This window comes from Ruegeria sp. AM2 (genome assembly GCF_056540685.1).
This window is the reverse complement of the sequence record NZ_JBQFXE010000001.1, coordinates 1,060,642-1,083,753: the sequence shown is the minus strand read 5'-3', so window position 1 is coordinate 1,083,753 and position 23,112 is coordinate 1,060,642. Positions and strand designations below refer to the sequence as shown.

Sequence of the window (23,112 nt, the reverse complement as noted above, 5' to 3'; positions counted from 1 at the left end):
GAAAGGCACGGGCATATTATGAAGTGGTTGTTTCGCATATTATTCGTTCTGGTGGCCGTCATTGGCCTGGTGATCGGTGCGTTGCTGTTGATGCCCGGAGACAAGCTGGCGGCGATTCTGGCTGAACAGGTCAAGGCGCAGACGGGTCGCGAGTTGACGCTGACCGGCGACGTCAACCTGTCCTTCTGGCCCGTTCTGGGAATGGAAACCGGCCCGGTGAGCTTTGGCAACGCGTCATGGGCCGGACCTGAACCTATGCTAAGCGCCGAAAGTCTGGCCGTAGGCGTAGATGCCGCCGCCCTGATGGCCGGTAATCTGCAGATCAAACGTGTTGTGGCAGACAACCCGGTTCTGCGATTGGAGCTGTCGGATGGGCGCGGAAACTGGGAACTGACGACACCGTCCACCCCGTCTTCAACGGGTGGAGGCAGCACATCGTCTGCTCAGACGAGCAGCGCGGCGGTGACGCTGGATCAACTGGAGCTGACGCGCGCGCGCCTGATCTATATCGAAAACGGCGAAACCAGCATGGATTTCGCCAATGTGGACCTGTCAGCGCGTTGGCCAGATGTGACGGCCCCGCTGGAGATGCAGGCCAGGATGCCCGTGCCCGGTGGGTCAGTGGATGTGGATATGACCATCCCGGACCTGCCTGCGTTTTCCTCGGGCGCAGTGACACCGCTAGAGGCCAACCTGATCGCGCCAGGCGGGTCCGTTCGGTTCTCAGGTCGCGTGAATCTTGCTGGTGAGATGGACGGCCAGATGACGGTTTCGTCCAAAGACACGCACAAGATGCTGGCGGCTTTTGGTCAGGGCGGAGTGACCGTTCCCGATGGTTTGGGGCGGGTGGCGGATATCTCGGGCCAAATGACGTACACAAGTGATGGGCGTATCTCGCTGCGCGATATGACGGCCCAACTGGACGACAACCGGTTGACCGGCGAAGCGGATATCCAGATTGCCAGCACACCTGAGATTACAGCCCGTGTGTCCGCAGGCGATCTTGACCTTTCCCGAGCTGCTGGGTCCGACAGCGGCGGCGGTGGTGGCAGTGGTGGTGGGTCGTCGTCCAAAAGCGATGGGTGGTCAAAGGACCCCATCGATGCGTCTGCTCTGTCGCTGGCCAACGGCACCATTCGGTTGAAGGCGGATTCGATCGCGGTACCAGGCCTTACCCTCGGACCCAGCGACCTGACACTCAGCCTCGAGCAGTCGCGGGCAGTGCTCAAAATGCATCCGGCGACGTTGTTTTCGGGTCAGTTGAACGGACAGGTCGTGGCCAATAACCGCAGCGGGCTTTCCGTCGGTGGCAACGTCAAGGCAGATGGGATCAATGTTCAACAGGCATTGACGGCTTTGGCCGGGGTCGAAAGACTTTCGGGCACAGGATCAGGCGCGTTTGAGTTCCTTGGGGTTGGTCAGACCGAAGACCAGATCATGCGATCGCTCAGCGGCAAGGGGAACATAAATATAGGCAAGGGTGTGATCTCGGGCTTCGATCTGGATCGTCTGATGGGGCGCGGCGACCTATCCGGGGGTACAACAGTTTTCAACAGTCTGACGGCCAGTTTTTCCATCACTGACGGAAACCTGACCAACAACGACCTGCTGATGCAGTTGAATAATTTCCGTGCCGATGGGAAGGGCCGTGTGGGCCTGGGCGCGCGGGATATTGACTACCTGTTCACCCCGGTCGCGTTGCGCGCGAACTCTGGTGAAGGCCTGGCGGTGCCGGTGAAAATCAAAGGTCCTTGGAGCAATCCTTCTATCAAGCCGGACTTGTCAAAAGTGATTGAGGCGGCGGCCGACGGAAAGCTGAAAGAGCTTGAAAGTGACGCCAAGGCTAAAGTGCTTGAAAAAGTTGGGAATGAGCTCGATTCGACCGTCACAGGTACGGAAGACACCGAAAAAGCGCTCAAGAAAAAGCTGGAGGACGAGGCGAAGAAAGGCCTGCTCAAACTTTTAGGCAACAATTAGGTTCAGTTGCGGGGCCCTTGGCGGGCCCCACGAGTGAAATCAGATGGTTTGGTCGTAGTCACCGACGCCCGGTTCGGTTCGGATCACCGCGTCAAGGTCAGCAAAAATCGCGCGCATCTCAGCTTCGGATTCGCTGCTTTCACAGACCACCACCAAATTGGGCGTGTTCGATGACGCGCGCACCAGTCCCCAACTGCCATTATCCAGAATGACACGTGCGCCGTTGACGGTGACGACCTCTTTGATCGGACGGCCCGCGAGGGTCTCACCAGCGTCCGCTTTTGCGACCAGTTTGTCGACTAGGCGGCCAAGGATGTCGTATTTCTCGGTATCCGCTGCAAAGGGAGACATCGTAGGCGTCGACCATGTCTTTGGCAGCGCTTTGCGCAAGTCCGACATGCTTTGATCCGGGTTGCGATCCATCAGTTTGCAGATCTCGACCGCTACCCGCATGCCGCAGTCATAGCCACGCCCAATAGGTTCGGCGAGGAAGTAGTGACCAGATTTCTCGAATCCGGCCAGCGCTCCGATTTCCTTGACCCGGCGCTTCATGTGGCTGTGCCCGGTCTTCCAGTAGTCGGCTTTGACACCTTGCGCCTGTAGTTCGGGATCGCTGGCGAACAGACCGGTTGATTTGACATCGGCCACAAAAGTCGCGCCGGGATAGAGCTTGGCAAGATCGCGCGCCATGATGACGCCGACCTTGTCGGCAAAAATCTCTTCGCCCTCGTCGTCCACGACACCACAGCGATCACCGTCCCCATCAAACCCAAGCGCCAAATCAGCGCCACTGGCTTTTACGGCGTCGGCCATATCGTGCAACATCTCCATCGCTTCGGGGTTCGGGTTGTAGTGCGGGAAAGAATAGTCCAGCTCATTGTGGCTGGGCACTATCTCCACACCGATGCGTTCAAAGATTTCCGGCGCGAATGCTGATGCGGTGCCGTTGCCGGTTGCACAGACAACCTTCAGCGGGCGGGACATTCTGAAATCGCCGACGAGGTCGTCGATATAGGCCTCTTTCACGCCGTCCACGAATTCATAAGACCCGCCTTCGCGCGCCTGCCCTTCGCCTTTCAGAACGATGTCTCGCAACTCCGACATCTCGTCCGGACCATGGGTTAAGGGCCGGTCAAAGCCCATTTTGACACCGGTCCAGCCATTGGGGTTGTGGCTGGCGGTGACCATGGCAACAGCGGGCACATCCAGATGAAACTGCGCGAAATACGCCATGGGGCTGAGCGCCGGGCCAATGTCCTTGACCTGAATACCGGCCTGCATCAGCCCCTGAACCAGTGCGTTCTTGATTGACAGGGAATAGTCGCGATAGTCATTTCCGACCGCGATCACCGGCGCGATCCCGCGCTTGTGCATTTGCGTGCCCAGTCCGAGACCGAGGGCCGTCATGCCCGGCAGGTTGATCTCATCAGGGTATTTCCAGCGCGCGTCATATTCGCGAAAGCCCGTGGGCTTGATCATAGGGTCGCGCAGAAAGCTCCAGGTGTTCGGAGTCACCTCGGGGAGGGGTTTCATCATTACAAATCTCAATCGTTATATTTGAATCGGATTTTCTTTAGCCAGCGCATCAAAGCGCATCAATGTGTCAACAAGATGGGGCATCTGGTCCAAATAGATCATGTTAGGCCCATCGCAGGGCGCATTGTCGGGGTCCTGATGGGTTTCCATAAAGACGGCAGCCGTACCCACCGCCACAGCGGCGCGGGCCATGACAGGCGCAAATTCACGCTGCCCCCCGGACGAACCACCCTGACCGCCGGGCTGCTGCACTGAATGGGTGGCGTCCATCACCACCGGATACCCGGTCTTGGCCATCTGCGGCAGCGACCGCATATCGGCCACCAGAGTGTTATAGCCAAAGGACGTGCCACGCTCGGTCAACAGGATGTTGTGATTGCCCGTGCTTTCGATCTTGGTGATGATGTTGGGCATTTCCCAGGGGGCCAGAAACTGGCCCTTCTTCACATTGATCACAGCGCCAGAATTGCCAGCGGCCAGCAGCATGTCCGTCTGGCGGCACAAGAACGCGGGGATTTGCAACACGTCCACAGCCTCGGCCGCGATGGCGCATTGCGCCTCGGTGTGCACATCGGTCAGGACTGGAATGCCCATTGTCTTGCGAATGTCGTCCAGGACCTTGAGCCCGGCGTCAATTCCCATGCCACGCTCACCGGACAGCGAGGTCCGGTTCGCTTTGTCGTAGGAGGCCTTGAAGACGTATTGCGCGCCAGCGGCATCGCAGGCCTCTTTCATCTTGCCTGCGATCATTTGTGCATGATCTGCAGTTTCAAGCTGGCACGGACCGGCAATGATGGTCAGCGGAAGGTCGTTGCCGACGGTCAGATCGGCGATTTTTACATGTTTCATGGGTCTTACGAGGATACCTGTTCACGAAGGACCGACGCGGTAAGCGAGATCAACAGGTAGATACCAGCAAACAACAGGAAAGCCAAAATCGTATTTTCGAATTTGCGCGGATAGCTGGGTTCCTGACTGGGCACCGGGTTCACCGAGACCGTCAGATAGCGCACCTTGCGATTGGCTTCGGTTCGCGTGGTTTCCATATGTTGCATGGCGTTTTGCAGCATCATATCCCGTGCCGCCAGATCAGCTTGGGCCATCTGAATCCGGACGCTTAGCCGCGCCAGCGAGTTTTCGCCTGCCGAGGCATCCAGCATTTCTGAATTCAGCTCGGTAAGCACCGCCTCCAGCCGCGCAATATCTGCGCGCACGCCGTCGACTTTGGCCTTGTTGGGGCGAAGATTGTCCAGCAGGGCCGCCAGTTGCAGTTCCTTGTCCTGTAGCTGCAGCTCGAACTGATCGATCCTGGCGCGCAGGCTGACGATCACGTTTTCGGGGTCCAGAATCGCGCCTTGCAGCTGCAATTCGATCAGGTCTTCTTGTGCCTGCCGACGTGCATCCTGTGCAGCCTCAAAGCTATCCAGTGCGTCCCGCATCTGATCGTCGCGCTTCTTTTCGGACAGGGCGTTCACCCGATCTTCGGCGTAGGAAATCAGTTTTCTGGAAAACTCGGCCGAGATCTCGGGATCGGGCGAGGCGACCTCCATCCGGATCAAGCCGTCCGTAGGGTCATAGCCGACCGTCACCATGCGTTTATAGAGTTTGTACGTCTCCTCCAAGCTCGCGTCCGCCGAAAGGCGCTGAACCGGATCGATCCAATCCGGTTTGAAAACGTCCGCAAAGCCTGCATCGCGGTCGAGCAGTTCCAGCGCGTCCTTGGATTCCAAAAACTCCTGCGATGCCACCGAATCCTGTGTCGTTGCAAACTGTGTCCCGGCCAATAGCCCGCCAATGCTGCCCGAGCCGCCATCTGCCTGCAGAATCAGAAACGCCGAGTCGCTTGCGTACATCGGCGTCGCGATCCGGTAGAAATAGTATCCGACCAACAGCGTCGGCAGCAGGACAAAGGCTGCCAGACGCGCAAACAGCATAGAAAGCTTGCGGCGACGGCGGCGGGCGATGTCCTTTTGGATCTGACCGATTTCATAGTCGCGCCGTTGCGCCGGGCTAAGCTCTGGCCCGGGCAGGTTTTCCTGCGCCGTTTTGGCTGTCTGCGGAAGCTGGACCTTTATCTTGTCCTTGGCGCTGTCAGGCTCCGGCGAATCCACAGCGGCCAGGTCCAGAAGGTTGGACCGCTGAAATGGATCAATTCCGTTTTTGCGCAGCAGCCGCACGGCGTCATAATCTGACGTGGCCGCCAGTCCGTTTTTCTGCGCCAGCCGTCTGGCGACGCGCAACTGACGCCCAGTCAAACCCTCGCGTTTTATGGCGTCCAGTTCGATTCCCGGGGGCTGTTCTGCCTCTCCGATATCCTGCGTTGCACGGCGGATACGCGAGATCGCCTCGGACCGGGCCTCGGCCGTGCCTTCGCCTTTGGGTTCGTCGCCCAGTTTGTACTTTCTAGCCTTGGGTTTGGTAGTCATATAACTGTTTTGCCTCTTCCAAGGTTTCGAACATGTAAAGATGGCCGTCCAATAGAACCGCCGCCTGCCGCGCGAATTTCTCCAGCACCTTGGGGTTGTGGGATACAATCACCAACGTCGTCGTCCGCAACCGTTCTTGCAGGATGGCACCGGCCTTTTTGTTGAATTCGACATCGGTCGAGGAGGGCATCCCTTCATCGATCAGGTACATATCGAAATCCAACGCCAACATAAGTGCAAATGTGAACCGCGCGCGCATGCCGGTGGAATATGTTCCCAGAGGTTGGTTAAAGTACTCACCCAGATTGCAGAGCCAACTGCAGTAGGCCTCAACATAGTCAGGGTCCATGCCATAGATTTTGGCGATATAGCGCGCGTTCTCAAGCGCAGAAAGACGCTTGGCCACACCCCCGGTAAACCCCATTGGGAAGGACACACGGCAGTCGCGGCGGATGACGCCCTCATCGGGTTTTTCCAGCCCGGCCATCATGTTGATCAAAGTTGTCTTGCCCGTCCCGTTCGGGGCCAAAACGCCCAGCGACGTGCCCAGATCGACACGAAACGACACTTGGTCCAGAATCACTTTGCGGCGTGTTCCGGTCCAGAAAGACTTGCTGACATTCTCAAACTCCAGCATGCGCGGCCTGTATTCGTTGTGTTTCGCGTCGGCTTGAAAGCACCTTTCTACCGATCCTTGTTGGCCACATTATGTCGAAATATGAAACAAATGATCAATGCGTCTTCTGGTTGGTCGCGCGGATGTGTTGCACAACGCAGGCCCTGGCTTGATCGACCGTTGCGGATACCTACCTTGAGGCCAAAGCATTGCGAAAGCCTTTCGATAAGATGAATTCCCTGGCCGCCGATATCCAAGCCTGCCGTTTGTGCGCCGACAATTTTGCACAGACTGCCACGGCACACGAGCCGCGCCCGGTGGTTTGGTTTCGTCCCAACGCGCGGATTTTGATCGCAGGACAGGCTCCCGGTGCGAGGGTGCATGCCTCGGGGCGTCCCTTCACCGATCCGTCCGGAGATCGCTTGCGCGATTGGTTGGGCGTGGACGAGGCGCAATTCTATGATCTGTCGCGTGTTTCCATTGTTCCAATGGCGTTTTGCTTTCCGGGTTACAATGACAGGAAAGCCGATCTGCCGCCGCCTCCCCTTTGCGGGCGCACCTGGCATGACAAGGTGATGCAAGAGATCGGAGATGTTCCGCTGACCGTTCTGGTTGGTGGTCACGCTCACAAGTATCATTTGGGCGCAAAGACCCCGGTCACGGAGACCGTCAGTCGCTGGCGGGACCATGCGCCGCGGGTCTTTGCCTTGCCTCATCCGTCGTGGCGCAATACGGCTTGGCTGAAGAAAAACCCGTGGTTCGAGGCGGATTTGCTGCCGGTTCTGCGCGCGCGGGTGCAAGAGGTGCTGAATGACTGACACGACGGCCCTGGACGCCGCCCACGCCGCGATGGAGGCCGCGCCGCAGGATGATGCCGCGCGATTGCGTTTTTTTGAACGGCTGGCAGATAGCGAACTGTTCCTGATGCTCACCGAAGAGGCGCAGGGTGAAAACATCTCGCCCGAGTTGTTTGACGTCGCCGACGGCCGCTTTGTTCTGGTTTTCGACCGCGAAGATCGCATGGCGCGTTTTGCAGGCCGACCTGTTCCTTACGTTGCCCTTTCGGGGCGGGTTTTGTCGTCCATGCTATCGGGTCAGGGTATCGGACTGGGCTTGAACCTGGACACGGCCCCGTCGTCAATGTTGATCCCGGCCGAGGCATTGGGCTGGCTGTCGGCCACATTGCAACATGGGCCGGAGGAGGTTCAGGAGCGGTTGGCCGAATTCCTGCCGCCATCCGGGCTGCCTGATCACCTGTTGCAGGCATTGGATACCAAGCTGGCAACAGCCACCGGTTTGGCAGCAGCCGCTTTTCTGGTCGGCACGCGGACCGATGAGGGCGGGCATGGTCACCTGTTGGGATTTGTCGGCGCGGTGGACGGCGCAAAGCCTGCATTGGCGCGAGCTGTGTCCGAGGCGCTGACTTTTTCGGGTATCGAAGCGGGGGCGCTGGACGTTGGGTTCTTTGATCCGGATGACCCTGCTTGCGCATTGCTTGCGCGGGTTGGCCTTAGATTCGATCTACCGCAGCCAGCCCCGACCGAGATATCGCGCCCCATGCCCGGTTCGAATCCCGAGAAGCCGCCGATCTTGCGTTAGGACCGGCAGCTTTTGGGTACTTAGTCAGCAGGTTCAAGCTTGTCCTGCGTGCGATGCTCAAAATCACTGGCATCATGGCGTTCATGCAGTTGGGTATGAAGTTCGCCAAAGGGACGGTTGACCATGCGGCCACGGCTGACGGCCGGACGCGCGTCAATCTCTTTCGCCCACCGCATGACGTTCTTGTACGACTCCACATCTAGGAACTCGGCAGCGTCATAGAGACGGCCCAGCACCAACTGACCATACCAGGGCCAGATCGCCATATCGGCAATCGTGTAATCGTCACCGGCAATGTACTTATTTTCTGCCAGTTCCCGGTCCAGAACGTCGAGCTGGCGCTTGGTTTCCATGGTGAACCGGTTGATCGGGTATTCCCATTTCTCGGGCGCGTAAGCGTAGAAATGCCCGAACCCGCCACCCAGATAAGGCGCGCTGCCCATCTGCCAGAAGACCCAGTTCATCACCTCGGTCCGCTCTGGCCCGCTTTCGGGTAGAAATTCCCCGAACTTCTCGGCCAAATGGAACAGGATCGAAGCGCTTTCGAACACGCGCGTCGGCGTGTCACCCGAGTGGTCCCACAGGGCCGGAATTTTCGAGTTCGGATTGCCGCCGACAAAGCCCGAGCTGAACTGATCGCCCTCACCGATATTGATCAGCCAAGCGTCATATTCCGCGCCTTCATGACCCAGAGCCAGAAGCTCTTCCAGCATCACGGTGACTTTGACGCCATTGGGCGTGGCCAGTGAATACAGCTGATAGGGGTGCTTGCCCTTGGGCAAATCCTTGTCATGGGTCGCACCGGCGATGGGGCGGTTGATATTGGCAAAGCGTCCGCCGCTTTCGCTGTCCCAGGTCCAGACCTTCGGAGGGGTATAGGTGGTGTCGTCGCTCATCTCGTGCCTTTCTGTCAAATGCCCGGGCTTGGGGCCGCTGTGATCACAGCTAATATTGCAAAACGCAAAGTCCAACCCCGAATGTTGGGCCAAGTTTGTAACATTCGGCGGGTTTCGCCTCACGTTTCCTCGTTCGTTGTCACAGCGGCGCGAGGTGGCCTTCGCGGTTCTACAAAATCGCCTATTCTCTGATCAGACCCGCGCAACGGGTTTCCCGATAACTGCATGGATATGAGGAATCTTCACATGAAACGCTTTGCACTGACTTTTGCCGCGGCGATGGCGCTGGCCGTGCCTGCCTTTGCGGGCGACCAGTATGTTGATGGCACCGGGTTTGCTGTCTCGGGCTATGATGTTGTCGCCTATCGCAGTCTAGATCAGGCTCCCGTTGGTCAGGCCCAGCCCGAAGCTGTGCGCGGTCGTTCGGACATTACCGCCGACTACAACGGTACAACCTGGGCGTTCGCAAGCGAAGAGAATCGTGACAAGTTTTTGGAAAATCCAGCCTACTACGCGCCTCAGTATGACGGGCACTGCGCCTATGGCGTTTCGAAAGGTGGCAAGGTTCCGGCCAACCCGAACCTGTGGCGTATTGTCGATGACAAATTGTATCTGAACATCACCGACGTCGTCGTAGGGTTCTTCGAAGAAGACATCCCCGGCAACATCACTCTGGCCGAAGGCAATTGGCCGGGCATTGAACCTGACGCGGCCTCGACCAGCGTGATTCCAAAGTTCACGTCCCAAGGCCCTGTCACCAACTGATCAAAAAAACCCGGCCTCACGGCCGGGTTTTTCCCTACCGCTACCCGGCCAGCCAGAATTCGTCGCGGGTGAACTGATCTGCTGCGAACCGGATTCTGACGCTTTTCGCGCCGGGAAATCGTCGTTCGCGAATTGTGTCCGGGACGATGATCTCGCCTGAACCAGCCGTTTTTGACTGAAAGGCCAGAACCTCGGTTTCGGAACGTTTTTGGCTTGCCAGAACATATGTCGGCAGCGCCACCCGATTTGCACCTTGGCACACCGGCGTTGGAACGAAATAAGTCAGGTCCCGCCCGAAACACCCGATCGCGTCGGGCACATGGTCCGAGGCATTGCCAGACCCATCCTCACAGCCTTGCACGCGGGGACTGCTATCGCCCTCGGCCAAATAGGCCAGACTCGGGTCCGCATTCAGCAGACCGCGACACGCGGCGATTTCTTGGTCGCCGATATCTATGACACGCTTCTTCAGCTTGGGTCTGCGGGGCGAGGACGCCGCCGCAGCGCTTTTGCCAGTCAGACCTTCCTTGCGCAAAAAGTCATAAGCGATCTTGGCTTGCGAAAACTCGGAATGGTCACCATCGGCGTGATCGGGATGTGCATGAAAGGCGATGCTGCGCCACGCTTTGCGGATGTCATCGGCACCGGCACTGCGTGTAAGGCCCAATGTCCGCAACGCATCCGTGCGGGCAGTCACTTTGTCTACAGGTTCCATAACAGGAAAACTCGTCAAAAAATTTCACTGTATCCAAAATGACCGGTGCCACTTTTTTGTCAAATTTCGTCTGGTATTGGCGCCGCCCGGGTTCACAGTTGCTTGCATCCAGGCAAATTGTTGCTGGGGCAGGTTATGTGGTCGAACCCCAGAGAGGTCCGACATGGCTCAGGCTACATTCTGCAATGCGGTTTTTGGCGTAATCCCAAGGGCAAAGCAAACGTCACGCGTCAGCTCTGGACGGTTGAGCGTATAGAAATGCAGCTTGTCTACACCTCCGTCGATCAGATCGGAACACAACTCGGTACACAGGGCTGTCGCCAGCAACTCCTCTCGATCGTCACGCAGAGCTTTGTCGAAGGCGTTTTCCACCCAATCCGGGATGCGCGTCCCGCACCTGCGGGCAAAGTTGCGCGCGCCTTTCCAATTTTCGATTGGAAGGATGCCCGGCACAATCGGTTTGTCGATCCCGGCTTTTTCGCAGGCGTCGCGGAATCGGAAAAAAGTCTCGGCCTCGAAAAAGAACTGGGTAAGCGCCTCGTCCGCGCCCGCATCCAGTTTTGCCTTAAGCCAGTCGACATCGGTGCGCGCGCTTTGCGCTTCGGGGTGGATATCGGGATAGGCCCCCACCCGGATGTTGAATTGTCCTGTTTCCGCCAGGGCCGAGATCAGCTCGACTGAATCCGAAAATCCGCCTGGATGAGGAACGAACCGGTCCTGACCCTTGGGGGGATCACCCCGCAGGGCAACGATGTCGCGCACCCCAGCCTTGGCAAATGTTTCGGCGATCAAAAGTGTTTCTTCGCGCGTTGCATCGACACAGGTCAGGTGCGCGGCAACCGGTAAACCCGAGGACTTGTGAAGCGTCGCAACCGCATCGCGGGTCAATTCCCGCGTTGTGCCCCCCGCGCCGTATGTGACCGAGACAAAGCGAGGGTCAAGCGGGGCAAGGGTCTGAACAGTATCCCACAGGCGAAACGAAGCCTCGAGTGTCTTGGGTGGAAAGAACTCGAATGAAATTTGTGGATTGGACATCGTGGCCTCGTCGGTTTGAATATGTCCTCTTGTGCCATCAGGGGCATTGTGAGACAAACTCATATTCCTCAAGAACAACATGAGTTCAATTGAATGCATATCGAGTTCCGCCATCTCCGCACAATTAAAGCCATTCATGAATGCGGCGGCCTGGCGCGCGCGGCGGATCAGCTGAACATCACCCAATCGGCGCTGAGCCATCAGATCAAAGGTCTTGAGGATCAGGCGGGCGTGGAATTGTTCCTGCGACGGTCAAAACCCATGAAGTTGTCGGCGGCCGGACTGCGCTTGTTGCGGCTGGCGGAACAGATTTTGCCACAGGTCGAAGCGACACAGCAGGAGTTTTCATCCCTGCGCGACGGGCGCACAGGCCGGATGCACATCGCCATCGAATGTCATGCCTGTTTCGAGTGGCTGTTCCCGGTGTTGGAAGCCTTCCGAAAATCCTGGGGCGATGTTGATGTTGATATACGTCCGGGTCTGGCGTTTGATGCCTTGCCTGCATTGCAAAAGGAAGAGGTTGATCTGGTTGTTTCGTCCGACCCTGAAGACCTGCCCGGTGTCGAGTTCATCGAACTGTTCGACTATGACGCGGTTTTCGTGGCGGCGTCGGCGCATCCGCTGGCACAAAAGGACTTCATCGAAGCCGAAGACTTCCGTGGTCAGACCCTGATTACCTACCCGGTTGAACGCACCCGTCTGGATGTTTTCAGCCAGTTGCTGATCCCTGCGCGGGTTGAACCAGCGGCGATCCGGCAAGTCGAATTGACGGCCGTCATCCTTTTGCTGGTCGCATCGAACCGGGGCATTTCAGTGCTGCCGGATTGGGTTGTTCGCGAGGTCAAGTACAACTCGGATTATGTGACCCGCCCACTGACCAAAGACGGCATCACCCGCAGGCTCTATGCCGCCGTTCGTACCGAGGACCTTGAAAAACCCTTTGTTCAGGAACTGATTGAACTGGCCGGAACCGAGGCGCGCAAGCTGCAGGCGCAATAGGTGCATCATTCCTCTTGGCAAGGGCGCGTTGCATCAGTATACGCGCGGTTTGACCGGACAGGAGCCTATGGACAATGGTTGGCAGTGCAAACCTCAACATCATGATCAAAGCCGCGCGCAAGGCGGGGCGGTCTCTGGTCAAGGATTTTCGCGAAGTCGAGAACCTGCAGGTGTCGATGAAGGGCGCAGGCGATTTTGTCTCGAAGGCCGATATCGCGGCTGAGGCGATTCTGAAAGAAGAACTGCTGGGCGCGCGCCCGACCTATGGCTGGCTGGGCGAAGAGGGCGGCGGTCAGGACGGTGAGGACCCCACCCGCCGCTGGATCGTTGACCCGCTGGACGGCACCACCAATTTTCTGCACGGGTTGCCGCATTGGGCTGTGTCCATCGCGTTGGAACACAAGGGCAAGATCGTTGCCGGCGTGATCTATGACGCCGCCAAGGACGAGATGTTCTTTGCCGAAAAAGGCGAAGGCGCGTGGATGAATGACACCCGCATTCGCGTTTCGGGCCGTCATCGCATGATCGAGTCGATCTTTTCGACCGGTCTGCCCTTCGGCGGGCGCTCTGACCTGCCAGCCACCTTGCAGGATTTGGCCCGTCTGATGCCGACCTGTGCGGGTGTTCGCCGTTGGGGTGCTGCGGCGCTGGACATGGCATATGTAGCTGCTGGCCGGTACGAAGGCTTCTGGGAACGCCGCCTGAATGCCTGGGACGTCGCGGCGGGTATCATCATAGTGAAAGAAGCGGGCGGTTTTGTTCAGCCTTTGAACCCCGAGGGCAGCGTGCTGGAAGATGGCGAGGTCATCTGTTCGAACGAGCCGATCTTTGACCAGTTTTCGAAAGTCATCCGGGGCTGATTTCTCGACCACCCACTTGACGAAGCGCGCCCTTTTGAGGCGCGCTTTTTTGTTCAGAGGGTCGCGCGCTGGGCCAACCCAGCCTCATCCGCCAACCGTGCGGCAACAGATGCAACCGCAAGATCCTGCAAGCCAACGCCTGTTCCGTCGAACAAGGTGATCTGATCCGCAGAAACCCGCCCCGGATGATCCCCGTTGATGACGGCACCGATTGGGGTGATCTGGGACTCAGTCAGCGATCCATCCGCAATCGAGTGCTGCGCCTCGCCAATGGTGACGGACTGGGCGACCTCGTCGGTGAAAACACTGGCCGTTGCCACAAGCGCAGGATCAACCTCTTGCTTGCCCTTTGTATCGGTTCCCATGCAGGCGATGTGCGTGCCGGGTTTGATCCAGTCTTTCATCAAGAGCGGCTCAAAGGCCGAGGTGATGGTGATGATTACATCCGCCTGCGCGCCAAGTTCCTGTTGGGTGACGGCTTCGAACGCCAACCCGATCTCTTCGGCAACCGCAGCCAAGCGAGGCAGCATGTCGGGGTGCGGGTTCCATGCCACGACTTTTTCGAATGCACGCTGTTCGGCTGCCGCGCGCAGCTGAAATGCTGATTGGTGCCCGGCACCGACCATGCCCAGAACCTTGGCATCTTCGCGCGCCAGATGGGCGATCGACACCGCAGACGAAGCCGCCGTGCGCACTGCCGTCAGATAGTTGCCGCCCACCAAAGCCGACAGACGCCCGGTATCGGGATCGAACAGAAAGACCGTCGATTGATGGTTGGTCAAACCGCGATCTGCGTTGCCCGGCCAATACCCGCCGGATTTGACACCCAGTACTTGTCCGTCCCGATCAAACCCGGATTTGAATCCGTAAAGCGCGTCGGCATGGCCCAAAGCTTCACGGACGACCGGGAAATTCCGGGCGCCACCGCGCGCCATGGCGCCGAATACGGCTTGAACGGCCTCGAAAGCCTGTTGGCGTCCCACGAGCTGTTCGCACAGGTCTTCGCCGACGATCAGCAGTCCATCTTGTGTGGTCATCGCATCCCTCATCGCTCAATACGCCTTCCCGCGGGCCGATACGGGCCACAAGGTTTCGACCTTGCCGTTGCGCACGCCCACATACCAATCGTGAACATTGCAGGTGGGATCACAATGACCCGGCACCAGTCGGAGCTTGTCGTTGACGTGCAAAACGCCGTCGGGATCGCTGATTACGCCATGTTCGTCGGAGCACTTCAGGTATTCGACATCGTCACGGCCAAAAATGAACGGCAACCCGCTATCGACCGACTGGGCCTTGAGACCGGCATCACAGACCGCGATGTCAGGCTTTGCGTGGCTCATGACACTGGTCAGAATGAACAGCGCGTTTTCCCATTCGCCCTGGTCGATCCGTTTTCCGTCCTTGTCCAGAATACGCCCGTAATCGGCGTCCATGAACGCGTAGGATCCGCATTGCAATTCGTTGTAAACGTCCGAGTTGCTTTCGAAGTAATACGACCCCGTGCCGCCCCCGGACACCAATTCACAGTCGATCCCTTCGGCCTTCAACCCACCCACCGCGTCTTTGACCTGCGCAATGGCCGCATCCAGCTTCTCTTTACGCGCCTCATAGGTGTCAAGGTGTTGCATCGCACCCTGATAGGCCTGAATGCCGGTGAACTTCAGGTTCGGAGCAGCATGGACAGCCTTCGCGATTTCGACAACGGCGGACGTTGAGGTCACGCCGCAACGTCCCGCGCCGCAGTCGATTTCCACGAGCACCTCCAATTCGATCCCATGTCTGCTGGCAGCCGCAGACAGATCGGCCACGTTGGCTATGTCGTCCACGCAGACAATTGTCCGCGCGCCCAGCTTGGGGAGGCGTGCCAACCGGTCGATCTTGGCTGGGTCGCGCACTTGGTTGGAGACGAGAATGTCCTTGATGCCGCCGCGCGCAAAGACTTCGGCCTCGGATACTTTTTGGCAGCACACGCCAACCGCGCCGCCCAGCTTTTCCTGTAGTTTGGCGACATCCACTGACTTGTGCATTTTGCCATGCACGCGGTGGCGCATCCCGTGGGCTTTGGCATAGTCGCCCATCTTTTTGATGTTTCGCTCCAGCGCGTCCAAATCAAGGATAAGACACGGCGTCTGGATTTCGCTTTCGTCCATACCGATTGCGGCGGGGATGTCGAAGCCGACCTCGAGGTCGTCAAATTTCGTGGGTTTGTTCATGGTCTCACTCCTCATCCTTGCAACCATGGCAGCCTGTCCAGATCGACGTTCCCGCCGGTGACAATCACACCGACGCGCTTGTTTCGAAACACGTCCGGGTTCTTCAATATCACCGCCAGTGGAACAGCCGAGGATGGCTCCATCACCACCCGCAGGTGCTTCCACGTCAGTTTCATAGCGGCGACAATCTCGGCATCGGACGCTGTGAAAATGTCCGTCACATGGTTCGAGACAAAGTGCCATGTGTTCTCTTTCAAAGGCACAAGCAGCCCGTCAGCGATGGTCTTGGGCGCGTCGTCAGCAATGATATGCCCGGCTTTGAACGAGCGATAGGCGTCATCGGCTTGCTCAGGTTCGGCCGCATAGATCGCCGTTTCCGGCGCAAGGTTCGATACAGTCAAACAGGTGCCCGAAACCATACCCCCGCCGCCGATCGGGGCAATCACAGCGTCCAGGCCCCCGGTCTGCTCCAGCAATTCCGCCGAACAGGTGGCTTGACCGGCAATCACTCGCGGATCGTTGTAGGGGTGAATGAACTCACCGCCCGTCCGGGCCTGTACCTCAGCAAAGGTGGCCTCGCGCGACGTGGTCGATGGGTCGCATTCCGTTATGATCCCGCCATATCGCCGGACCGCATCTTTCTTGGCCTGCGGGGCCGTGCGCGGCATGACAACGTTGCACGGAATGCCCCGCCGACCAGCGGCATAGGACAAAGACAGCGCGTGATTGCCGCTGGAATGGGTGCAGACGCCCTTGGCGGCGATGTCGTCGCTCAGCCCGAAGACGGCATTGCAGGCACCGCGAACCTTGAAGGCTCCGGCCTCCTGAAAGTTTTCGCACTTAAAGAACAGCTGCGCGCCGGTCAGATCGTTTAGGTGGTCCGACACCATGACGGGTGTGCGGCGGATATGCGGTTTGATCCGATCATGTGCCGCGCGCATGTCGCCTATGGTCAGTTCAGCCGCTGGTGTGTGGTCTAACATTGTCATCCCCTTCAAGCTGCGGCCTTGGCATGGCCAGAAGATCCGGAGCGATAGAATTCTTGTGCGGCGGCGACACCGCTGCCCAGTGTGATCGGATAGTTCAGATCGGCCATCGCCATTTCGATTGTGCTGAGGCCGGACAGAACCATCACATCGGTCAGGCTGCCAAGGTGGCCAATTCGGAATGCCTTGCCGTTGAGCTGACCCAGACCAACCCCGAAAGACACTCCGTAGGCATTGAACGCATGATCCGTCAGCGCATTGCTGTCGAAACCGTCAGGCACATAAATCGCGCTGACTGTATCCGAGTACAGATCGGGTACCTCAGCAACCAGTTCCAACCCCCAGGCGGATACAGCCCGCCGTACGCCCTCGGCGAGGCGGTGGTGGCGGGCATAGACGTTGTCCAACCCTTCCTCGAACAGCATCTTCAGGCTTTCCCGCATCCCGTAGATTAATTGCAGCGGCGGGGTGTACGGAAACCCGCCGGACGCGTTGGCTGACATCATGTCCCGAAAGTCGAAGAATGTGCGCGGCAGCGTCGCCGTGCCCATCGCGTCCAATGCCTTGGGGCTGACGCACAGGATTGCCATGCCGGTCGCCAGCATGAACCCTTTCTGAGATCCCGACACGGCAATATCGACGCCCCATCGGTCAAACTCAAACGGCATTGAGGCCAGAGAGCTGACGCAATCCACAAACAGCATCGCCGGATGGTCAGCGGCGTCCATGGCCTGTCGCACGGCGTTGATATCCGACCGAACCCCAGTTGCCGTTTCATTATGCGTGACCAGCACGGCGCGGATTTCGTGGTGCTTGTCCTTGGACAGCGCGGCTTCAAACTGTTCTGCAGGCGCACCGCTGCCCCATGGGCAATCGATGATCTGAACGTCCAGCCCGTGACGCTGGCACAGATCAATCCAGCGGTGGCTGAACACACCATATCGCGCCACCAGAACCTTGTCTCCGGGGCTGAGCGTGTTGGTCACTGCAGCCTCCCAACCGCCAGTGCCACTTGCCGGAAATGTCACGATCTGACCTGCGGAGGTGCCAAAAACCTTCTTTGTGTCTTCCAAAACAGGCGCAAAGGTTTCGACGAAATCTGGTGCGCGGTGGTCCTGCGTCTGGACGTGCATCGCCAAACGCAACCGATCCGGGATGTTGGTCGGGCCGGGAATGAAGACCGGGTTCTGGTTGGACATGGGTGTTTCCTCCGCTTTGGAGAACAGTGTGGGTGTTTACGCGCCGGCATGCAATTTTCTTGAAAAATATTTTCATTTTTGCAATTAAATACACAGAGCCCTGATTTTTAGTGCTTTTCGGTTTTTCATTTCCGCGAACGGAAAAACCGGAGCGAAAGAAAATCGATGCCATGTGAAAGGAAGTGCCGCAAATGGATGCACAGAAAAGACCGCGTGGTCGGCCCAAGTCACTGTTCAAGGAAAGCTCGGCCGGGACCATGCAGTCACTGGACCGTGCGCTGGGCGTTTTGACTACAGTCGCCCGTTTGGAACGTGTCGCGCTTAGTGAACTGGCGCGTGAAGTCGATGTGCCAACGGCTACAACGCACCGCGTCCTGATCACCCTGCAAAAGCACGGTTTTGTCGCCTTCGATGAAGAACGTCAGGAGTGGATGATCGGGGTTGAAGCCTACCGTTCTGGCGCTTCGTTCCTGCGCCGCAATACTGTGGTTGAAATCGGACGCCCGGTTCTCAGACGGCTTATGCAGGACAGCGGTGAAACGGCCAATCTGGCCGTTCCTGATGGGGCTGAGGTTGTGTTCGTAGGGCAGGTCGAATCCGCCAACCCGATCCGGGCGTTTTTTCCGCCGGGCGCGCGAACGCCGATGTATGCCTCGGGGACGGGGAAGGCGATCCTGGCAGCGCTGGACGATGTCGGTCTGGCAAAGATACTGAACCCAGGCGCGGCTGAGGCTTTCACGCGGCGCACCCTGTCGCTCGGGCCTGAGTTGGAACGGGACTTGGCTGATACGCGGAACCGTGGGTGGTCTCATGACCGCGAGGAACGTTTTGAGGGTATGTCCTGCATCGGTGCCGCTATTTTCAACGATCGCGGTGAACCTTGTGCCGGGATATCCGTCTCTGGTCCGACGGTTCGGTTCAGCTCGGACCGTGCGCCCGAACTGGGTGCGTTGGTGTTGGCCGCCGCGCAAGAGATTACCAATCTGAGCGGCGGGCGGTTACCTGCGCCGGACGCGGGGAATGCGGGATTTTGAGAGTTTGTATTGATGCTCGGGGTGGGGTGGGTGACCGTGTGTGCGGCTCCAATAGGTAACACCGCCGCGACGCAGCCATAGCGGAACGCACAGGATCAGACCAACGAAGAACCCTCCGGTATGGGCCCAATAGGCGACGCCGCCCTGATCCGGGTCGCTGGACAGGCTGCCGAAAAATTGCATGCCAAGCCAAACACCCAGCATGACGAAGGCCGGAATCGTAAAGACGCGGAAGTAGACGATCAGGATCAGCAGGATATCGACGCGCGCCTTGGGAAACAGCAACAAATACCCGCCCATCACACCCGCAATCGCGCCAGACGCGCCGATTGTGGGCACCACCGAGTTCGGGCCGGTGATGACGTGAATGACCCCGGCTCCGATACCGGCGACAAGATAGAACAGAAGGAAGGGCAGGTGGCCCATCTCATCTTCAAGGTTGTCGCCGAAGATCCACAGAAACAGCATGTTCCCCGCCAGGTGCATCCAGCCGCCATGCAGGAACATCGAGGTAACCAGCGTTTCTAACCCATACCCGTCAGTGACCCGCGCGGGGATGATCGCGTAGTTACCATAGAGCCAACCGATCAGCGGCGCGTTGTCCATCTCTCCTGCATAGCTGAGGAAGATCACGATGTTCGCTGCCAACAGCAGGTAGACAACATACGGCGTTCGCCCCGAGGGGTTATGGTCGCGGATCGGAAACATGGCGCGACGCTGGGCCTTTCCCGGCCCAGGGTCAAGGCTCGTTTACGCCGCACCGCCCAGCAACGCTGCGTTGCCTCCGGCAGCGGTGGTATCGACGCAAACGTGACGCTCGGCCAACACGCGCGCGCGATCTGGAAGACCCGGGATCAGCGGCAGGATCGGGCCGTCGCGACGGGACAAGTGACGTTCAATGTCGCGGGCGGTCGCTTCGTCCCCCCACCACAGAACGCCCGAGAATCCGGTCAGGTTTTCAAGCCGATGCAGATCCAGCGCTCCGTCCGCTTGAATCGCCGTTCCACCCAATGCTTTGATGGCCTTGGCCTGCGCCTTTGCAGCTTCGGGACCCGGGCCGAGACACAGCAATGGCGGACGTGGGAACTCGCTCAGGCGATTGGATTCGCCGGTCGGGCCGGGCAGGGATTGCGTCTGGACCATCGCGGGCTGACCGGTTGGAGCAGGCAGGTCACTCATTGCGTTGTCCCAGTGATCCGAACTGGTCTGCCGATCCGGCGCGCAGAACCGAGCCATGTAGTTCGGGCCGCCCGCCTTGGGGCCGGTGCCCGAAAGACCCTCACCGCCAAAAGGTTGCGATCCCACGATGGCTCCGATCTGGTTCCGGTTGACGTAAATGTTGCCGGCGTGGATGGTCTCGGTGACGTGCTGCACGCGGTCGTCGATGCGCGTGTGCAGCCCGAATGTCAGGCCGTATCCGGTGGCGTTGATATCAGCGATGACTTGATCAATATCAGCGGCTTTGAAACGGGCGACGTGCAGGACTGGCCCGAAGATTTCCCGCTCCAGCGCTGCGATACCTGTGACTTCGATCAGTGTCGGCGCGACGAAAGTGCCTTCGGGCGGGGTGTTGAGTTCCTTGAGGACCCGACCTTCGGCGCGTGCCTTTGCTACGTGCTCGGCGATCCCCGCTCGTGCGGCTTCGTCAATCACCGGGCCGCAATCCGTCGACAGCAGCCAGGGAGCGCCGACGCTTAGCGCATCCATTGCGCCTGTCAGCATCGTCAGAAGGTCATCGGCAATGTCATCCTGCACGTAAAGGCAACGCAGGGCCGAACAGCGCTGACCGGCGGATTGAAACGCACTTTCGACGATGGACTGCACCGCCTGTTCCGGCAGAGCTGTGCTGTCCACAATCATCGCATTCAGCCCTCCGGTTTCAGCGATCAAAGGGGTGCCCGGTTTTAACCCTTCGGCCATGGCGGCGCGGATTTTCTTCGCGGTTGCGGTCGAACCCGTAAAGGCAACGCCGGACACGCGGGCGTCTGACGTCAATGCAGCGCCCACCGCCGGTCCACCCGGCAATAGCTGCAACACGTCCCGAGGAACCCCGGCTTCGTGCAGCAACTGAACAGCGCGATGTGCGACCAGAGGCGTTTGAGGCGCAGGTTTGGCCAAAACTGCATTACCGGTTGCAAGAGCAGCCGAGATTTGACCCGTGAAGATCGCCAGGGGAAAGTTCCACGGGCTGATGCAGGTGAAGGTTCCCGCGGGTTTGGCATCTGGTATATTTGCCGCGTAGTACCGCAGGAAGTCGACAGCCTCACGCAGCTCAGCAACGGCATCGGGCTGGGACTTACCGGCTTCTCGGGCCAGCAGAGCGAAAAGCTCGCCGAAATGCGTTTCATAAAGGTCAGCCGCGGCATTCAGAACGCGCGCTCGTTCTGACGCCGGTTCTTGCCAAGCCGAGGCTGTCGCCAAAGCAAGTTCAACGTCCTGAGCGCTGGACGGGGCCACCGCCCCCGGTCTGTCTTGCGGCTGAGCCGGGTTGGTGATCGGCTGGTCAGGGTCGGGTTGCGCGTCACCTGCCAGCAGCGGTTGCGCATACCAATGGTGCGCACGAAACGCATCGCGCGCAGCATCAATGCGATCAAGCGTCGGTGTGTGATGCAAATCGAACCCTTTCGAATTCGGCCTTTCCGGCTGAAACAACTCCGGCCCCTTGGTCAAAGCAGATGCAGTGGTTTGAATGTCATCGAACGGATCTGATGCGACCTCTTCCGGCGGGACGTTTTCATCGACGATCTGGTTCACAAATGACGAGTTCGCCCCGTTTTCCAGCAACCGGCGCACCAAATAGGCCAGCAGGTCCCGATGTGCGCCGACGGGGGCGTAGATGCGGCAGCGGGTATTGTTCTGGTCTTTCACCAGCCCGTGCAGCGTCTCTCCCATCCCATGAAGGCGCTGGAACTCAAAGGGCTGATCGCTGGCCATATGCAGGATCGCGCTGACCGTATGCGCGTTATGCGTCGCGAACTGAGGGTAGATGCGATCCGTCATACCCAACAACTTGCGCGCGTTCGCTATGTACGAGATATCGGTGGCCGCCTTGCGGGTGAAAACGGGAAACCCATCGACACCTTCGACCTGAGCTCGCTTGATCTCGGTATCCCAATAGGCCCCCTTGACCAGTCGAACCATCAGCTTCCGGTCGTGGTGTTCCGCCATCTCATAAAGCGTGTCCAGAACCACTCCGGCGCGCGGGCCATAGGCCTGAACAACGATGCCGAAGCCGTGCCAACCGGCAAGTGCAGGTTCGGCCATCACCTCTTCGATGACTTGCAGGGACAGGGCGAGGCGGTCGGCCTCTTCGGCGTCCACGTTCAGACCCATCCCGGCGGCCTTGGCCAGCAGGCAAAGCGCGCGCAGACGGGGAACAAGTTCTTCCATCACACGTTGCTCCTGCGCCAACTCATAGCGCGGATGCAAGGCCGATAGCTTGATGGAAATCCCTGGGTTTGCGCGGATGTCGTCATGGGTGCAGGCATCCGCAATGGCCGCAATCGCGCGGGAATAGGACAGATGATAGCGGGCGGCGTCAGCCTCGGTGCGGGCGGCCTCGCCCAGCATATCGTAGGAATAGGTGTAGCCGCTGGTCTCCATCCCGCGGGCGCGATCCATGGCGGATTGGATCGTTTCACCCAGAACGAACTGGCGGCCCATTTCCTTCATGGCGCGACCAACGGCGGTACGGATCACCGGCTCTCCCAGACGTTTGATCGCACCGCGCAGAGCGCTGACGGGTGAACTTTTGCCCTCGTCCAACACTTTGCCGGTCAGCATCAAGGCCCAGGTTGAGGCGTTGACCAGCGATGACGACGATTGGCCCAGATGCTTTCCCCAATCGGACGGAGCGATCTTGTCCTCGATGAGCGCGTCAATCGTGTCGGCGTCTGGGACACGCAGCAACGCCTCGGCCAGACACATCAATGCGATGCCTTCGTCGGTGGACAGGCCGTATTCGGCGAGGAAGACCTCCATCATGCCGGGTGACGTGCTGGAGCGGATATCGCGCACCAATTGAGTCGCTCCGGCGCAAATCGCCGTTCGGTCGGCGTCGCTCAACTCAGCCTGCCCGATCAGCGCGTCGATAGCAGCGGACTGGTCGGCATAGGTTTGGCTGTCGATATGGGAGCGCAGGCTGTGTGTCATGTGTCCTCCGGGGCTTTTGTTAAATATAGTGTCGATTTCACAGGACGATTCCCCTATTTTCGGGCCATTGAAGTCGGTTGATCTGAAAATTGGGGCAATCA

General features: G+C 58.8%; 20 protein-coding genes. 7 read left to right on the top strand and 13 right to left on the bottom strand.

Annotation, left to right across the window (positions count from 1 at the left end; genetic code table 11):
• Positions 1-18: 18 nt before the first annotated feature.
• Complete coding sequence (locus ACR0CR_RS05375; RefSeq protein ID WP_480597427.1) at positions 19-1,977, top strand: AsmA family protein; 1,959 nt, start codon at positions 19-21, stop codon at positions 1,975-1,977.
• 39 nt (positions 1,978-2,016) lie between these two features.
• On the opposite strand, the gene ACR0CR_RS05370 is transcribed toward ACR0CR_RS05375, so the two are convergent.
• The 4 genes from ACR0CR_RS05370 to ACR0CR_RS05355 are packed head-to-tail and all read right to left on the bottom strand — an operon-like array spanning position 2,017 to position 6,576.
• Positions 2,017-3,513 carry a phosphomannomutase/phosphoglucomutase gene (locus tag ACR0CR_RS05370; RefSeq protein WP_480597426.1) on the bottom strand — a complete coding sequence of 499 codons (1,497 nt, stop codon included), beginning with the start codon at positions 3,511-3,513 and terminating at the stop codon, positions 2,017-2,019.
• Between the two features lie 15 nt (positions 3,514-3,528).
• Entirely contained in the window at positions 3,529-4,362 is an 834-nt protein-coding gene (kdsA, locus tag ACR0CR_RS05365; RefSeq protein ID WP_480597424.1) for a 3-deoxy-8-phosphooctulonate synthase, read from the bottom strand.
• A 5-nt stretch (positions 4,363-4,367) separates the two neighbouring features.
• A complete protein-coding gene (locus tag ACR0CR_RS05360; RefSeq protein ID WP_480597421.1) occupies positions 4,368-5,939 on the bottom strand; it encodes a KpsE/RkpR family capsule polysaccharide export protein in 1,572 nt (523 codons plus the stop codon).
• On the bottom strand, positions 5,917-6,576 hold the full coding sequence (locus ACR0CR_RS05355) for an ABC transporter ATP-binding protein (protein ID WP_480597419.1): 660 nt from the start codon (positions 6,574-6,576) through the stop codon (positions 5,917-5,919). Before ACR0CR_RS05355 ends, ACR0CR_RS05360 begins: the two co-directional genes overlap by 23 nt.
• A 209-nt stretch (positions 6,577-6,785) precedes the next feature.
• On the opposite strand from ACR0CR_RS05355, the gene ACR0CR_RS05350 reads away from it, so the two are divergent.
• Together ACR0CR_RS05350 and ACR0CR_RS05345 are read left to right on the top strand one after the other, a co-directional pair.
• Positions 6,786-7,373, top strand: a complete 588-nt coding sequence (locus ACR0CR_RS05350) for a uracil-DNA glycosylase family protein (RefSeq protein ID WP_480597416.1) — start codon at positions 6,786-6,788, stop codon at positions 7,371-7,373.
• Positions 7,366-8,154 carry an SseB family protein gene (locus tag ACR0CR_RS05345; protein ID WP_480597413.1) on the top strand — a complete coding sequence of 263 codons (789 nt, stop codon included), beginning with the start codon at positions 7,366-7,368 and terminating at the stop codon, positions 8,152-8,154. The genes ACR0CR_RS05350 and ACR0CR_RS05345 overlap by 8 nt, the downstream gene beginning before the upstream one ends.
• Positions 8,155-8,174: 20 nt before the next feature.
• Here ACR0CR_RS05345 and yghU read toward each other — a convergent pair whose 3' ends face one another.
• Positions 8,175-9,050, bottom strand: a complete 876-nt coding sequence (gene yghU / locus ACR0CR_RS05340) for a glutathione-dependent disulfide-bond oxidoreductase (RefSeq protein WP_480597410.1) — start codon at positions 9,048-9,050, stop codon at positions 8,175-8,177.
• A 246-nt stretch (positions 9,051-9,296) separates the two neighbouring features.
• Here yghU and ACR0CR_RS05335 point away from each other — a divergent pair, with 246 nt between their 5' ends.
• Entirely contained in the window at positions 9,297-9,815 is a 519-nt protein-coding gene (locus ACR0CR_RS05335) for a YHS domain-containing (seleno)protein (RefSeq protein WP_480597408.1), read from the top strand.
• Positions 9,816-9,855: 40 nt separating this feature from the next.
• Here ACR0CR_RS05335 and ACR0CR_RS05330 read toward each other — a convergent pair whose 3' ends face one another.
• Both ACR0CR_RS05330 and metF read right to left on the bottom strand, forming a co-directional pair.
• Positions 9,856-10,530, bottom strand: a complete 675-nt coding sequence (locus tag ACR0CR_RS05330) for a J domain-containing protein (RefSeq protein ID WP_480597406.1) — start codon at positions 10,528-10,530, stop codon at positions 9,856-9,858.
• A 168-nt stretch (positions 10,531-10,698) separates the two neighbouring features.
• Positions 10,699-11,565: a methylenetetrahydrofolate reductase [NAD(P)H] gene (metF, locus tag ACR0CR_RS05325; RefSeq protein ID WP_480597404.1), complete on the bottom strand. Its 867-nt coding sequence runs from the start codon at positions 11,563-11,565 to the stop codon at positions 10,699-10,701.
• Between the two features lie 93 nt (positions 11,566-11,658).
• Here metF and ACR0CR_RS05320 point away from each other — a divergent pair, with 93 nt between their 5' ends.
• Both ACR0CR_RS05320 and ACR0CR_RS05315 read left to right on the top strand, forming a co-directional pair.
• The gene (locus tag ACR0CR_RS05320; RefSeq protein ID WP_480597402.1) at positions 11,659-12,564 is read left to right on the top strand and encodes a LysR family transcriptional regulator; all 906 of its coding nucleotides are present in this window, start codon (positions 11,659-11,661) and stop codon (positions 12,562-12,564) included.
• Between the two features lie 74 nt (positions 12,565-12,638).
• Positions 12,639-13,424: an inositol monophosphatase family protein gene (locus ACR0CR_RS05315; protein WP_170655831.1), complete on the top strand. Its 786-nt coding sequence runs from the start codon at positions 12,639-12,641 to the stop codon at positions 13,422-13,424.
• A 53-nt stretch (positions 13,425-13,477) separates the two neighbouring features.
• Here ACR0CR_RS05315 and bhcD read toward each other — a convergent pair whose 3' ends face one another.
• The 4 genes from bhcD to bhcA are packed head-to-tail and all read right to left on the bottom strand — an operon-like array spanning position 13,478 to position 17,825.
• On the bottom strand, positions 13,478-14,443 hold the full coding sequence (bhcD, locus tag ACR0CR_RS05310; RefSeq protein ID WP_480597529.1) for an iminosuccinate reductase BhcD: 966 nt from the start codon (positions 14,441-14,443) through the stop codon (positions 13,478-13,480).
• A gap of 33 nt (positions 14,444-14,476) precedes the next feature.
• Positions 14,477-15,640 (bottom strand): 3-hydroxy-D-aspartate aldolase BhcC, encoded by a 1,164-nt coding sequence (gene bhcC / locus ACR0CR_RS05305; RefSeq protein WP_480597400.1) that lies wholly within the window; start codon positions 15,638-15,640, stop codon positions 14,477-14,479.
• An 11-nt stretch (positions 15,641-15,651) separates the two neighbouring features.
• Complete coding sequence (gene bhcB, locus ACR0CR_RS05300) at positions 15,652-16,623, bottom strand: beta-hydroxyaspartate dehydratase BhcB (RefSeq protein ID WP_480597398.1); 972 nt, start codon at positions 16,621-16,623, stop codon at positions 15,652-15,654.
• 11 nt (positions 16,624-16,634) lie between these two features.
• Positions 16,635-17,825 (bottom strand): L-aspartate--glyoxylate aminotransferase BhcA, encoded by a 1,191-nt coding sequence (gene bhcA / locus ACR0CR_RS05295; RefSeq protein ID WP_480597396.1) that lies wholly within the window; start codon positions 17,823-17,825, stop codon positions 16,635-16,637.
• A 191-nt stretch (positions 17,826-18,016) separates the two neighbouring features.
• On the opposite strand from bhcA, the gene ACR0CR_RS05290 reads away from it, so the two are divergent.
• Entirely contained in the window at positions 18,017-18,859 is an 843-nt protein-coding gene (locus tag ACR0CR_RS05290; protein ID WP_480597395.1) for an IclR family transcriptional regulator, read from the top strand.
• Here ACR0CR_RS05290 and ACR0CR_RS05285 read toward each other — a convergent pair.
• Positions 18,824-19,567, bottom strand: a complete 744-nt coding sequence (locus ACR0CR_RS05285) for a rhomboid family intramembrane serine protease (protein WP_480597393.1) — start codon at positions 19,565-19,567, stop codon at positions 18,824-18,826. The two genes, ACR0CR_RS05290 and ACR0CR_RS05285, sit on opposite strands and share 36 nt — an antisense overlap.
• A gap of 42 nt (positions 19,568-19,609) precedes the next feature.
• The gene (gene putA / locus ACR0CR_RS05280) at positions 19,610-23,011 is read right to left on the bottom strand and encodes a bifunctional proline dehydrogenase/L-glutamate gamma-semialdehyde dehydrogenase PutA (protein WP_480597391.1); all 3,402 of its coding nucleotides are present in this window, start codon (positions 23,009-23,011) and stop codon (positions 19,610-19,612) included.
• Positions 23,012-23,112 lie beyond the last annotated feature (101 nt).